At 64.6% G+C, this 14,264-nt stretch carries 10 protein-coding genes and 1 pseudogene; 8 read left to right on the top strand and 3 right to left on the bottom strand.

Annotated elements, in window-relative coordinates; all coding sequences use genetic code 11:
- The first annotated feature begins 164 nt into the window (after positions 1-164).
- From HALZIN_RS0111570 to ltrA, 6 genes are all read left to right on the top strand, one after another.
- Complete coding sequence (locus tag HALZIN_RS0111570; protein ID WP_031384372.1) at positions 165-2,621, top strand: DUF1266 domain-containing protein; 2,457 nt, start codon at positions 165-167, stop codon at positions 2,619-2,621.
- Between the two features lie 153 nt (positions 2,622-2,774).
- On the top strand, positions 2,775-3,968 hold the full coding sequence (locus HALZIN_RS0111565; protein WP_031384371.1) for an MFS transporter: 1,194 nt from the start codon (positions 2,775-2,777) through the stop codon (positions 3,966-3,968).
- Positions 3,969-4,164: 196 nt separating this feature from the next.
- Positions 4,165-4,833 (top strand): CDP-alcohol phosphatidyltransferase family protein, encoded by a 669-nt coding sequence (locus HALZIN_RS0111560; RefSeq protein WP_035575333.1) that lies wholly within the window; start codon positions 4,165-4,167, stop codon positions 4,831-4,833.
- A 605-nt stretch (positions 4,834-5,438) separates the two neighbouring features.
- Positions 5,439-6,005 (top strand): reverse transcriptase domain-containing protein, encoded by a 567-nt coding sequence (locus HALZIN_RS18420; protein ID WP_051907492.1) that lies wholly within the window; start codon positions 5,439-5,441, stop codon positions 6,003-6,005.
- Positions 5,897-6,160: a reverse transcriptase domain-containing protein gene (locus HALZIN_RS18545; RefSeq protein WP_268871182.1), complete on the top strand. Its 264-nt coding sequence runs from the start codon at positions 5,897-5,899 to the stop codon at positions 6,158-6,160. Before HALZIN_RS18420 ends, HALZIN_RS18545 begins: the two co-directional genes overlap by 109 nt.
- Complete coding sequence (ltrA, locus tag HALZIN_RS0111550; RefSeq protein ID WP_051907491.1) at positions 6,109-7,332, top strand: group II intron reverse transcriptase/maturase; 1,224 nt, start codon at positions 6,109-6,111, stop codon at positions 7,330-7,332. Before HALZIN_RS18545 ends, ltrA begins: the two co-directional genes overlap by 52 nt.
- A gap of 133 nt (positions 7,333-7,465) precedes the next feature.
- Here ltrA and HALZIN_RS0111545 read toward each other — a convergent pair.
- From HALZIN_RS0111545 to HALZIN_RS0111535, 3 genes and pseudogenes are all read right to left on the bottom strand, one after another.
- Positions 7,466-8,476: pseudogene (locus HALZIN_RS0111545) on the bottom strand (IS4 family transposase); the annotation flags it as partial.
- 482 nt (positions 8,477-8,958) lie between these two features.
- A complete protein-coding gene (locus HALZIN_RS0111540; RefSeq protein ID WP_031384367.1) occupies positions 8,959-9,882 on the bottom strand; it encodes a sucrase ferredoxin in 924 nt (307 codons plus the stop codon).
- Positions 9,883-9,909: 27 nt separating this feature from the next.
- Entirely contained in the window at positions 9,910-10,755 is an 846-nt protein-coding gene (locus HALZIN_RS0111535; RefSeq protein WP_031384366.1) for an ABC transporter ATP-binding protein, read from the bottom strand.
- A gap of 392 nt (positions 10,756-11,147) precedes the next feature.
- Here HALZIN_RS0111535 and HALZIN_RS0111530 point away from each other — a divergent pair, with 392 nt between their 5' ends.
- Both HALZIN_RS0111530 and HALZIN_RS0111525 read left to right on the top strand, forming a co-directional pair.
- A complete protein-coding gene (locus tag HALZIN_RS0111530) occupies positions 11,148-12,959 on the top strand; it encodes an IucA/IucC family protein (RefSeq protein ID WP_031384365.1) in 1,812 nt (603 codons plus the stop codon).
- Positions 12,952-14,238, top strand: a complete 1,287-nt coding sequence (locus HALZIN_RS0111525; protein ID WP_031384364.1) for a type III PLP-dependent enzyme — start codon at positions 12,952-12,954, stop codon at positions 14,236-14,238. Before HALZIN_RS0111530 ends, HALZIN_RS0111525 begins: the two co-directional genes overlap by 8 nt.
- The last annotated feature ends 26 nt before the right edge of the window (positions 14,239-14,264 follow it).

Here is a 14,264-nt window from a genome sequence, read left to right as displayed (position 1 = left end):
GCGAATGCTTGGGGACCATGTTTTACGCAGTGTGCGATATTTAAAACACTTCGCCAAGTATTTTCAGACATGGTCTGGGCGCGTACACAGGGCATCGGTGTAAAGCACGCTTTTCCGGTACACTATCTCGCCCGGTTTCCGTTCGTCAGCGATAGAGGTGTCCCTTGGCCGATCCACTCCATGCCTGGTGGGCTCAACAATTGGTGCTGTGCGGCTGGGCGTTCGATCCCGAACCGGCGTCGCTCGATCCGACGCTGGCCGCCGAACGGCTCGCGCAATTGGGCGTTGCCGAGCGCGGCGAACTGGGCTGGCGCTTGCTCGAGGCATTCCCGGGCGGCACCGAACGGGCCGATCCGCAGGTGCGATTGACCGCGCTCGAACTCATCGCGCTGGCGCAGTCAGCCGGCTGGCTGACGGCGGATCGCGCGGAAGCCTGGCTGGCCGAGCTGGCCGGGGCGATCCAGCGCAATCACGCCACGCTCGACGACTGGCTGGCGGCGCTGCGGCGCACGCGTCTCGAGAGCGGCTGGGTGCATGGCGATGAAATTTTCGCCCAGAGCGGCGAAGCCTTGTCGCAACTCGAACGCGATGGCGAGGGGATCACCTGGGAGCTGTTGGCCGCCACGCTGGAACACCGCCCGCGGGGCGCGCACTGGGCGCAGACGCATCCTGCCTGGCGGCTGCGTGCGGCTTTCGCGCCGCTGCTTGAATCGCCACCAAGTAGAGAGCTCGACTGGCCGGATGTCGAGGCCTGGCTCGATCGCGGCTGGCAGATTGGCGATCGTGACGAGTTGATCCGGGTGCTGTTGTGGCTGGGCGCACAGGGTCAACGCTATGCCTGGGACATCGATGCCGAACGGCTGGTCGAGATGGATGCCGAGGCGCGCAAGGCCTGGCTTGCTGGACTCGGCGAACAGCGTCGCTACGGACGTGTGCTGAGGGGCTTTCTCGAACGCGGCGAGCCGCTCGAGTGGGCGGCCTGGGATTGGCTGCGGCTGGTCGACCTGGCCTATGCCGGCGCCACGCTGGGTTGGCTGGAGGCCGACGAAGCCGAGTCGTTCGCGGCGCATGCCGGCGATCTGTTGATGCGTCGCTACAGCGACTGGACAGCCGTGACGCTGGCCTACCAGCGTGGCCACAGCCTGTTCGAAGGGCGCGACAGGCTGGCCAGCCACGCGGCCGACTGGCATGTGCTGCTGCATTCGCCGCTGAGCCCCTGGCAGGTGCCGCTTCAGGGACTGTTCGACGACGCCCAGCGACAAGCCGCCGGGCAGTTTCTGCGCGGCTGGCGACGCGATGCGCGCCACTGGTTGCTGGCCCTGGCTTCGCTGCGCGAGCCGGATCTACTCTACCGTCAGGGTGTGACGCCCGTCATCGACGAGCCGCGACGCAAGGACGTGCGGCGCTATCTGCACGAGACCCTCGGCCTGCTGCCCGACGAGGGGGTGGCCGGGTTGGCTCGTTTCTGGCTCCCCGCTCAGGCGCATCACCTTAACCAGCTCGCCGCCGATGCCGCCCATGGCGCGCTGCCGGCGGTGACCACGCCGTTCGGGCGTCCGCCCGAGGACGCCGTGGCGATGCGCGATGCGCTCAAGCGGTGCGTGCGCCATGCGGCAACGATCCACATGGCCGAGAAGTATGCTTTCTACCTGCTGATGGCCGGTGACAGCGGCGACTTCGATACGGCGGGTTTGCAGGCGCTCACCGAGTCGCTGCGGGGCGTGCTGTGTCGCTTCTATCCCGATTCGCGGCGTCTTTTAGATGCCTGGGCGGCCTGGGAGGCGGCATTGCCGGAGCTGCCCGACGACGACCTGGTGCACGAGATACGCTGGCATCGCGACGACCCGGGCAGTCTCTTTCACTGGCTCGACTGGCGGCAGGTCGCGTGGCAGGAGCCCGGCCCGCGGCCGACGCTGTCGCGCTTCACCGCACTGGCGTTGGCGGGTCCGCTCAACCCCGGGGTCTGGACCGAACCGCAACCCGAGGGACGCGCCGAGCGCGAGGCCACCGCCCAGTGGCTCGAGGAGCAGTATGCATTGCATGGCGCCAGCGAGCTCGGCGACTTCCTGAATTTCCTGCTCGAGGCGGGTGATCGTCAGGAGTACCAGATCAACTATGCGCCCTATACCCTCAACCGACCTCGGCTCGAGGAGGAGATCGCCATCCTCGAGTCCGGCGACTGCGACGAGGAGGCGCGCAATCATCTGCTGCGGTTGCGGCGGGTGCGCGACAACGACGCCGGTTGCAACGATACCGACATGGCCGCCTGGGACATCGCCCAGGCCGTGGATCTGGCGGTGGCAGGGCGTTGCCTGGGCTGGCTGAATGCCGGCGACTTCAGCGCCCGGCTCGATGGCGCTCTGCGCCTGGCCCAGCAGCATTACGGCAACTGGCGCGGGTATGCCCAGGGGCTCTACGCCGGCTTTTCCTTCTTCATGGGCGAAACCGAGGAACGTGCCACGTTGCTCGATGGCTTCGGCCAGGCGTTGGCGGCCTGGCTAAGTGGCGCGCCGCCGTTGGCGGGAAGCTGGGCCAGCCTGGACTTTCCAGGCGCGAGTCCACGTCATTGGGCGCCGCTGCATGTCGATACGCTGCCCGGCGACGCGCATGCGCTGCACTAGCCCATGGGGGCGGGGCAATGGCGCTTGAGGAGCACCGGCGACAATGGCGCTCCACGCAGATAAGGTAATGATGTCGAAGCGCTATTTGGCGGATGGTGAGCTTGGCGGATGATCGGCGATGCGCGATCATGGTGGCATCTTGAGGAGAACGCCATGATCGAAGCGCATACCCGCGCCTGGTGGCGAGCCACTCTGGCGTTGTGCCTGGGCTCGTTCACGGTATTCGTCAATCTGTACGCCGCACAGCCGTTGCTTCCCGATCTGCGCCAGGCCTTCGATGTCTCGACCCTGGCCAGCGCCATGGTGATGGGCGTGTCGACACTGACCCTGGCGATCTCGCTGTTGATCTACGGGCCGCTGTCGGACGCCATCGGACGCGGCGCGATCATGCGTATCACGCTGCTGTTGTCGGCGCTGTGTTCGCTGCTGCTGCCGCTGGTACCCAACTTCGCCAGTCTGCTGGTATTGCGGGCCGTGCAAGGGTTGGTGCTCGGCGGCTTGCCGGCGGTGGCGATCGCCTGGATGGGCGACGAGTTCGACAGGCGCGCCTTGATGCTGGCGGTGGGGCTGTATATCAGCGCCAATACCCTGGGTGGAATCGGCGGCCGCGTACTGGGCGGCTTCGCCGGTGAATACGGTGGCTGGCAGGCGAGCTTCGTGACCGTGGGCATCGTCAGCCTGGCATGTCTGATCGTATTCTGGCGACTGCTGCCGCCGGCGCGCAATTTCAAGCCGGTCTCGCTGCGCCTCGACGTGGCGCTGGGCGGCATGGCGGCGCATCTGCGCAACCCGCTGCTGCTTGGCGCCTACCTGATCGGCGGGCTCAATTTCTTCATCTTCATCAATCAATACAGCTACATCACCTTCCGTTTGAGCGATGCCCCCTATTCGCTGGCGACGCAGTGGCTGGGCATGATCTTCGTCACTTACCTGGGCGGGACGCTGGGCTCGGCGCTGTCGGGGCGAGCCGCCCAACGCTGGTCGCAGCCGGTCTGCATGATGCTGGGTATCGTGATCTTCCTGCTGGGCAGCCTGGTGACCCTGAACCCGGCCTTGCCACTGATTCTGCTGGGTTTGACCGTCAATGCCTTCGGTTTCTTCCTGTGCCACTCGATGGCCTCGAGCTGGGTCGGGCGTCAGGCGCGGGTCGCCCGCGGTACGGCTTCGGCCCTCTACCTGGTGTTCTATTACCTGGGCGCGAGTCTCGGTGGGCTGTATCTCGAGCCGTTCTGGCAGGACGCCGGCTGGCCCGGCGTGGTGGTGGCTTCCTGGCTGGTGCTGGGGCTGACGCTGGGTACCGCCGCCTGGCTGTGGCGACGGGAGCGGCGTCTCACCGCTCCCGGCTGACCGACCGGTGTTGTGGCCAAAAGCGGCCCTTGGATGCAGAGTGGTTGTCGAGAACCGCGTTCCATTCAAGACTCACGAATTTCCGTCCTCTACGGTGCCGAGCGCTACGCTGGACCGGGAGTCGAGATAATCAACGCCTGCTGCGGCGTAACAACTTTAATCCCGAGGAGAAACACGAATCCCGAGGAGAAACACGATGCTGGATCGCTGGACGATGCCCTGGTCCCAGGCGCCGCTGAAGCGCGGGGCGGTGTTGCTGGCGCGTTGGCGGGTGCGCCCCGTGCAGGTCACATTGGGGGGCTTCGCGATCGGCATGCTGGCCATGCCGCTATTGGCCGCCGAGGCTTATGGACTGGCGTTGGTGGCGATCTTGGCCAATCGCCTGGCCGACGGTCTCGACGGGGCGCTGGCCCGTCACGCTGGCGCGGGCAGCGATGCCGGGGGGTTTCTCGATATCGTGCTGGATTTCCTGTTCTACGCAGCCGTGGTGGTCGGCTTCGCGCTGGCTGAGCCGAGCGTCAATGCGCTGCCGGCGGTGATACTGCTATTTGCCTTCGTCGGCACCGGCAGCTCGTTTCTGGCCTTTGCGATCATGGCCGCCCGGCATCGACTCGAGCGGCCCAATTTTCCCCATAAGGCATTCTTCTATCTCGACGGCCTCACCGAGGGTACCGAGACGATCCTGGCCTTCGTGATCTTCTGTCTATGGCCTCAGGCATTTCCAATGCTGGCGCTGGTCTTTGCCGGGGCTTGCCTGTTGACGGCAGCTACGCGGTCATGGGGCGGCTATCGTTCGCTGGCGGCGCTTGAGCGAGAGGGGCACGCAGCGGCGGGCGCGCATCGCGAGGAAGGTGGCGGGGCGTAGCAGGGGCATCAGGCATCGCGCACAAAAAAGGAGCAGCGTTGGCTGCTCCCTTTCATTGGGTGCGCCAGGCATGGCGCGCAGTGCCTGACTGGCACTGTTCCCGAGGGTGGTGCCTCGGGATGACTTGGGGGTGAAAGTCCCCTGCACGCCCGGCAAGGGGAAGTGCTAGCCGACGGCAAGGGTGTCTCCTGCGAAGGGGAATCTGAAGGAAGCCCGAGGCAAAACGCGGGCTCGACGGGGGCGCCCAGCTGAACAGGAAGCGGATACGAGGCGTCATGATGGGGTGAGATGGCCCAATTCATCAAAGCCCAATCCTTGCACGGAACGTCATGGCGTAGATCCGACAGGCATAAGCGGGACCAATTCGTCGGGAACGAATTTGAGCGTCAGCCTGAAAGGTGAGGCGCAAGGATGCGCCGAACAACGTCGCGCGTCTTACCCTGGGAGGTCGGGTGGTCTGCCGCTGTGCTCCCGGCGTCGTCATCGTGGACGAAAGCGGAGCCCGTCCCAGACAAGGTAATGATGTCGAAGCGCTATTTGGCGGATGGTGAGCTTGGCGGATGATCGGCGATGCGCGATCATGGTGGCATCTTGAGGAGAACGCCATGATCGAAGCGCATACCCGCGCCTGGTGGCGAGCCACTCTGGCGTTGTGCCTGGGCTCGTTCACGGTATTCGTCAATCTGTACGCCGCACAGCCGTTGCTTCCCGATCTGATCCAGCAGGCGCTGTTGCAGGTACTGACGCCGCTCTTCGATCCGGATTTCTCCGAGTCGAGCTACGGTTATCGCCCGAAGCGCAGCGCCCGGCAGGCCGTCTCGGCCATGAAGGCCCACGTTGAAGAGGGCCGCCGCTGGGTGGTCGACCTCGACCTGGCGTCCTTCTTCGATCGAGTGAACCACGATCTGCTGATGGCGCGGATCGCACGCCGCGTCCGCGACAAGCGAGTGTTGCGCCTGATCCGCCGCTACCTGAAAGCCGTGTATATCAGCGCCAATACCCTGGGTGGAATCGGCAGGGTGGGCCACTCAGCCCGTTGCTGGCGAATATCCTGCTGGACGACATGGATAAGGAACTGGAGCGCCGCGGGCATCGTTTCTGCCGCTACGCCGACGACATGCAGGTCTATGTCGGCAGTCGACGGGCGGGAGAGCGGATCATGGCCAGCCTGAGTGAGTTCCTCGAGGGCTCGCTCAAGCTCAAGGTCAACCGCGACAAGAGCGCGGTGGACCGGCCGTGGAAGCGGAGCTATCTGGGGTACTCTGGACGGACCGCATGTTGGCGGCGCTGGATAACGGCGTCAAAGGACGTAAATGGTTCAGCCTGATCGACAAGGTACACCGCTCGTCGACCCTAGCGAGTGCCTGGCTACAGGTCTACCGCAACCAGGGTGCAGCGGGGGTCGATCGGCAAAGCGTGTCACGCTTCGCCGCGCAGTCCGGACGCCACCTTGAGGAGCTCCAGGCCGACCTGGCGGCGGGGCGGTACCGCCCACAGGCGGTGCGGCGGATCGAGATCCCCAAGGGCGGCGGCAAGACACGCCCGTTGGGTATCCCTACCGTCAAGGACCGCATCGTTCAGGCGGCGCTCAAGCGTGTCATCGAACCGATTCTCGAGCACGAGTTCCTGCCGATGAGCTATGGCTTCCGACCAGGAAGAGGCTGCAAGGACGCCTTGCGGGCCGTCGATGATGGCCTCAAGGCCGGCATGACCTGGGGGGTCGACGCCGACCTGCAGGGTTACTTCGACAGCATCCCGCATGACCGCCTCATGAGCCGTGTTGAGGAACGGCTCAGCGATGGTCGGTTGTTGTCACTGCTGCGTGCCTGGCTGACGCAGGACATCGTTAGCGAGATGAACTGCTGGAGCCCCACCGCGGGAGCGCCGCAAGGAGCGATCATCAGCCCCTTGCTGGCGAATCTCTACCTGCACCCGCTGGACCAGGAGATGACCCAGCGCGGCTATCGCATGGTGCGGTATGCCGACGACTTTGTCATCCTCTGTTACAGCGAGCAGGAGGCCCGGCAGGCCCTGGCCCACGTGCAGGACTGGGTGATGACGAATGGCCTGACCCTGCACCCCGACAAGCCCCATATCGGTGACTGTCGACAACGCGGCGAGGGCTTCGACTTCCTGGGCTACCGCTTCGAGGCGGGAAAGCGCTGGGTACGTAGGAAGAGTCTCAGAGCCTTCAAGGACAAGGTGAGAAGCAAGACGCGGCGGACGGAAGGCAAGAGTCTGCGGCAGATCATCGCCTCACTCAATCCTCTGCTAAGAGGCTGGTTCGGCTACTTCCGACACGCCTATCGGACAACGTTCCGGCCGTTGGATGGCTTCATCCGCCGACGGCTTCGCGCCATCCTGCGCAAGCAGGAGAAACGCCCTGGGCGTGGCAACACCGGAACAGACACGCGACGTTGGCCCAATAGGTTCTTCGCCGCTGCCGGGCTTTTCACCCTAGCCGAAGCCTGGCAGCAAGCGAGCCAATCACGATGTTGAAACCATCGACTGGAGAGCCGTGTGCGGGAGAACCGCACGCACGGTTCGGAGGGCGGGGAGGCGAAGCCTTCCCGACCCCTATCTCGATCTGGGTATTTCTGTGGTCGGCGCCTGACCGATCGGGGATACGGAAGACCATCTCCGGCGTCCGGCTATGCAGCGTCAGGCGGTTACCCAGCAAGGATTGCTTCATTTCCCGGTAGCCCAGTTCGATTTCCCAGCGATGGCCGTAAAGATCGACGATATCCGCCGCCGGAAAGCGCAGCGGGTCGATCATCGAGGTCAGGATCTGGACCTCCTTACCGTTCACCTTGCGCCGTAACAGACGCGCCGTCATCGTCGCCGGCAAGTCCGGCCATTTCTTGCGGGCCTGAGGCGAGGTCGTCAGGGTCACCAGGCGATCTTGCCGCCCCAACGAGCGTTCTTCCTGATACTGCGTACCCTTTTTCAGCGGAATAAGCCAATGGCGTTGCTCGCCGGCGCTCTGCCAGGCATGCAGCAGACCCAGCGAATAGAACCCTCGGTCAAACAGGGTCAGAGAGTGATCCGGGGTGCTGGCGATGAGCTCGGGCGTCAGTTCCATTTCACTGCTCGCCACACTGTCGAAGACCGAGCCCGTCAATAGATGGCTGGTCAGCTCCATCTGGCACACCATGCGAATCTGCGGATAGCTCGCCTCCCCCTGGGCATTGGACGTGCGCGCGAAGGCCGTCTGATTCTCGGGGGAGTCGGGGGTGCGCCAGACCACGCCATCAACGCCCAGCAGCGTCAGGCCACACCAGTGAGGATGCGGCGTCTGTTGGTGCCACAGGGCCTGGGTCTGCTCGAAGACCCGTTTGACGGGCCCGATTCCCAACCGTTGACGTGCCTTCACCACGGCGCTGGGCGCGACGAAGGGGCGTTTGCCGGGCAGCATGATGTCGAGGTGATTGACGATCTGTCCCATCGGAATATGCCGAAACAAGGCCATCCCGACCACGGCCCAGACCACCATGTCCAGGGGCAGGCGACGCTTGCGCAGTGTGGCCACGCCGGCTTGCTCAAGACAGGTGTCAATCAGTTCGGGAGAGAGCACCTCGGAGAGGCTGGAGAAATCCTCGGGTGCCGCCTTGGCAATGGCATCAATGGCGTCGCTGAAATGCATGGGTCGTCCCGTGTCAGTGGATCTGACACGGGACGATCTCATCCTCATCATCAGCTTATAGAGAATAGGCTTAACTGACTGGCATTACTCGATTCGGGCGGTTTTTTTATGCGTGGTGCGCCAGGCATGGCGCGCAGGGCCTGACTGGCGCTGCTCCGGAGGATGGCGCCTCGGGATGACCTGGGGGAAAGTCCCCTATGCCCCTGATAGCGGGAACCGTTAGCCGAACGGCAAGGGTGTCCACTGCGAGGCGGAATCTGAAGGAAGCCCGAGGCAAGGTCGCGCGTCTTGCCCGGGCGGCCTGTTCGTCTGCCACTGGCTACCGGCACCATGAGGTGCCGGGATGGGCGAACAGGTGTCAGCAGAGGCCATAGGAGGCTCCCTAACCAAGAGCTGAAAAGCTGAACCTGTCACGAGTGGATAGTTGGCCGCTCTCTGATGTGGACGAGCAGAAACGTCTTCGCCCAAGGAGGATGGTCCACCTACGCTTGCTCAACGACATGTATGGCATGCCAGACCTGGCTGGGCTTGGCGCCGTCGCGTTCGTAGTCGGCACAGGTATCGTGGCGGATGAGCTCGCTGGCACGGCAGGTCACTTCCAGCCATCCCTCGCGCTGCGCGGTCTGCCAGCGTACGGGCACGCTCAGCCGGTGAGCGTCGACCCGCCTGGCTTCGCCTTTCACACTCACTCCGCCGCGCATTCCCCGCTTTTCCAGCCACGCTAGCGCGGCGACCTGGGCACATTGCTCGGGCGGCGTCAACGTCGAGTCGCCGCGATAGCAGGGCAGGTAGGGGCGATCCTCGGCCTCGGCCTGCAACAGGCGCGGGATATCGTCGGCGGCGAGGCGGCCGTACTTGCGCAGTGCCGGGAAGACCATGACGCTGGCGGCCAGCCGACAGCCACCCAGGTGGGAACTCTCCCAGACCTCGAAGGGGTAGGCATGCTGCTGCGCGGCGCTGGCCAGCGCCTTGTAGCTGCGGTAACCGAACTTGGCGCAGCATTTGTCCTTTTTGCCGTGGGTGCAGCAAAGAATCAGCGACCCCTCGACGCGGCCGGCCCGCCAGCGTTCAAGCGACCTTCCTTCGACGAAGGCATGCAGCAGCTCGGCCAGTTCCTCCCTCTTTACGTCGTACGTCCGACACTCCGGCATCAGCACCACCCGGTGCCGGTGGCTCGGCTGCTCCCGGCGGTGAATCAGGTTGACCCGTCGTCCGCCGTCGGCGATGGCGTCGAGCAGAGTCAGCACACCTTCGGGCATGTCGCTGGCCTGGCGCAGGTTGCGCAGCCACTTGGCCCGCGGCCAACTGATCAGCATGTTGCGTGTGGCATGCGCGGCGGTGCCCACCAGCGGGTCGCCGATCTCGGCGCTCTCGATGGCACAGAATTGTCTGGGGGCGGCGGTCATCGGCGACTCATCGTGGTAACGGGGTGGTCAGCCATGCGCGACCCCGGACACCACCTGAGGGATGGGTGTCGTGCCCGTCAGACTGGGCACGCAGAGCAGGCGCCGGGTATGCGGATCGCGAATGACATGCGCATCGAGATCGAAGACTTGCTTGAGGTGGGCACTGGTGAAGACCGTTTCCGGTGGCCCGCTATGCTCGATGCGGCCTTGGCGCATCATCACCAGAATGTCGGCATAGGCCGCGGCCAGGTTGAGGTCGTGCAGTACCACTAGCAGCGTGCGTCCTTTGTCGTGGGCGAGCCGAACCAGCAACTCCAGCAGGTCGACCTGAACCTTCAGATCGAGAAAGGTCGTCGGCTCGTCGAGCAGGACCAGGTCCGTCTCCTGGGCCAGGATCATGGCGATCCAGCAGCGCTGGCGCTGTCCGCCGGAGAGCGCGTCGACACTGCGCTCGGCAAAGTCCGTGACATCGGCATAGGCCATCGCCTCGCGGATGGCGCGAGCATCCTGCTTGGCATCCTGCTGCCATAGCCGCTGATGGGGAAAGCGCCCCATGCCGACCAGTTGCCTGACCGTCAGTCCCTCCGGTGCGGATGGGCCCTGCGGCAGGATGCCCAGGCGCTGTGCCACCTCGCGGGTATTGCGGCGGTGGATATCCTTGCCATCGAGACAGACACGTCCGGCACTGGGCGTCAGCGTGCGCGCCAGCGTCTTCAGCAGCGTCGACTTCCCGCTACCGTTCGGGCCGAGCAGCACCGTCAGCTTGCCCTCGGCCACCGCCAGGTCGACGCCGTCGAGTACGTGTCGGGATGCATACCCGGCACGCAGGGCTTCGCCCGTCAGTCGCGGCGGCTTGGCAGGTGTCGAGGGCATTTGAGTTGGCTCGTTGGTCAGGTTCCTAGGCCCGAAGAACCGTAAGCCAAAAAATTCTCATTTTCAACGTCTAAACGTCCTCTATCTGGCCTATTCAGAACCATGGGGTGTCAGGCCATGGCGAACGGATTGCTCGGTGAACATGGACAGGTTTTTTATTAATGATTAGAATAATGATTCGCATTTGCATAATGACTTTTGTCATCGACCCAGCACAACAGCCAATTACAGCTTCGCAACGTGATTAGTCAGGGTGACGCGGATTCACAGGCCAATGGGCGCCAGAAGCCGACGGCGGAAAAGCCACCGACGAGGACAGGGGCTTTCGTCGACGGCACGGCCGGCTACCGGGCAGGTGAGTCTTTAAAAGGACGCATTCTTGCGGAGGCCATATGAGCTACGCCCGTTTCTCTCGTTTACCCGGCGAGACGAGCCGACATGCATCGACGCATGCATTGCTGAATTGCATCATCAAGGAAGTGGCAATACCCCATGACACGCTGTCCTATCGATGGCCAGCCCAGCGGGAAGGCCTGCCGGAGCAGCTGCATGGCACGCCACTTGAGATCGAATGGTCGGCATCGCTTTCGCTGTTCGTGATGGTGGACCGGCGCTCGGTCATCGGCAGCCACTTCTACCTCTCCGATGCCTACATTCGGGAGGCGGGAGCCCCAAGCTGGCACGTCCCCGGGATAGCGGAATTGGTCTCCGCGCTGCTGGAACACTGTCAGTGGCATGACGGTAGGCTCAATCAAGAGTTATGCGATCAGGTCGTGCAGAGCCAGGACGTCATGACGACGATCGTCGCCCACGCCGTCGAACAACCGAGGCTGCATCCGCTGGCGGATTATCGCCGCAGTGAGCAGGGGCTGTGGTTCGGCCACCCCAATCATCCCACGCCCAAGGCCAGGCAGTGGCCGCCCCATCTGCTGCAGGACAAGCCTGCCTACGCGCCGGAATTCTGCGCCACCACGGCCCTGCACCAATTCTCCTTTCCCGTGGCCGGGCTGAGTGTTCAGGCCAATCGCTTGAGTGCCCTGGACGTGCTGCCGCATGTGGCGGACCAGAGCCGTGCCGAGGATGGCGATCGTGTCGTGCTCAGCATGCATCCGGTGCAAGCCGATCTTTTCCGCCAGGATGCCCGGGTGGCGGCGTTGATCGGGGACGGCGTCATCGGCGATCTCGGACAGAGCGGCTGGCGCGCCGCGCCCACCGTGTCCATGCGCACCTGGTACATCGAGGGACATCCCTGGTTCCTCAAGGGATCGCTCAATGTGCGCATCACCAACTGTGTGCGTAAGAACGCCTGGTACGAGCTGGAGAGTACGCTGGTCATCGACCGCATTATGCATCGGCTCGACCAACAGCAGGATGCGGCCCTGGAAGGGCTGTGTGTGGCACAGGAACCAGCCACGGTGCACTGGGCACCGGCCGCGGGCATTGATGCCGACAGGCGTTGGTTCCGGGAGCAGACCGGCATGATCCTGCGGGAAAATTTCTGCGAGCGCTTCTCGTCCGAGCGCTGCCTGCTCAGCGCGACGCTGTTTGCGCGAGATGCCCAGCTGGCGCCCATGGTGCTGTCCTTCCTCGACAGGGCGTCGCTTGCCGGTGGAGGCGACACCCTGCCGTCGGAAGGCCGCGTCCGGCAGTGGTTCCAGGCCTACCTGGGTACGCTGGTGGCGCCGGTCATGGGGCTGTTCTTCCGCCACGGCATCGTCATGGAGCCCCATTTGCAGAATTGCGTGCTGATCCATGACGACGGCATGCCCCGGCAGATGCTGCTGCGTGACTTCGAAGGGGTCAAGCTGACCAGCGACAAGGGCGTGGACTGGCTCGCCGGGGAGTCACTGCACCCCCGCGTCAAGGAGTCGATGACCTACCGCCGTGAGCGGGGCTGGAACCGTATCGCCTATTGCCTGCTCGTCAATCATGTCGCCGAGGCGATCCTGGCGCTGAGCTGGCAGCGCCCGGCCCTTGGCGATGCGCTGTGGCAGGACACCCTGGACGAGCTGCGTCGCGTGCGACAGAACCTGGGCACGTCGGCCCCCGAGCTGGATGCGCTGTTGGCGGGAGGCGACCTACCCTGCAAGACCAACTTCAAGCTACGGCTGATGGCCCAGGCGGACCGGCAGGCGCAGTACGTGTCGTTGCCCAACCCCTGGCGCGTCACCCAGGCCATGGGCAGGGAGGTGGCCTATGGCTGAGCGTCTCTCGATTTCCGAGCACATGATTCCCGACCACATCCTCGCCGCCATTGCCTCGCATCGCCGGGCGTGTCGCGAGCCCATGGCGGCATTCTTCTATGACCTGCCGGCGCTCGCCGCGCACGGCCGCGCCATGCAGGCGGCATTGCCAACCGGCGTCGAGCTCTACTATGCGATCAAGGCCAACAGCGAGGCGGCCATCATCGATACGCTGGCGCCCGTCGTGGATGGGCTGGAGCTGTCGTCCGGCGGCGAAATCGCGCGGGCCTGCGCCTGTTCGACGCCGCGCCCCTGGGTGCTCTCCGGACCGGGCAAGCTGGATTCCGACATGCGTGAGGCCATGACGCGAGGTGTCGAGGCCTTTCATGTCGAAAGCCTTGGCGAAATCGCCCGCTTGCAGACGATCGCAGCGTCGCTGGATCACCTGCAGGCCGTGCTGCTGCGCATCAATCCTGCGCTGCCCGCGGATATCTCCAGCCGCCTGAGAATGGCCGGCACCGCCACGCCGTTCGGCATCGATGAGGCGCAACTGGCTGACGCTGTGCGAGCGGTGGATGACGCCTCGAACCTGACCCTGGTCGGCTTTCATATTCACGCCATGTCGCACCAGACCTGCGAGCAGCGACACCAGCGGCTGCTGGCGTCCTATCTGGAGCGCTGGCCCCGGTGGCGAGCGTTGACGCGCCATCCCGAGCGGGTCACACAGCTCAACGTGGGCGGCGGTATCGGTGTGAACTATCTCCAACCATCCGAGCAGTTCGACTGGCCTGGCCTGTGTCAGGCCCTGGGAGAGCGTCTTGAGGCCATGCACGAACCACCGCTGGTGCGCTTCGAGATCGGCCGTTTCCTCTCGGCCTTCTGCGGCTATTACGTGATCGAGGTGCTCGATACCAAGGTCAGCCATGGGGAGGGCTTCCTCGTCTGTCGAGGCGGCACCCACCATTTCCGTCTGCCCGCGGCCCAGGGGCACGATCACCCGGTCATTCACCTGCCCCGCGACCCCGAGCGGGCGAGCGAGGGCGAGCGTCAGTCCTGGACCGTGGTGGGTCAGCTCTGTACCCCCAAGGACGTGCTGAGCCGCCGCCAGGAGCTGCAGGGGGTGGCGGTGGGCGACCTGTTGGTGCTGCCGTTGGCCGGTGCCTATGGCTACAACATCTCTCACGCGGACTTCCTGTGCCACCCGCGTCCCGAGCAGATCTTCGTCCGCGGCTCTCGCAACTGCCGCGAGAGCCGCGAGCTCGAGACGCGAGGCCAGCGGCACGCCGAGTCGGTGGGCTGAGCCGATGTTCTGACCGAGGCGCTTCG

Origin of the sequence: Halomonas zincidurans B6 (assembly GCF_000731955.1) — a bacterium.
GTDB lineage: Bacteria > Pseudomonadota > Gammaproteobacteria > Pseudomonadales > Halomonadaceae > Modicisalibacter > Modicisalibacter zincidurans.
Note: the sequence above shows the minus strand (reverse complement) of the source record. Positions and strands in the feature narration are given on the sequence as shown.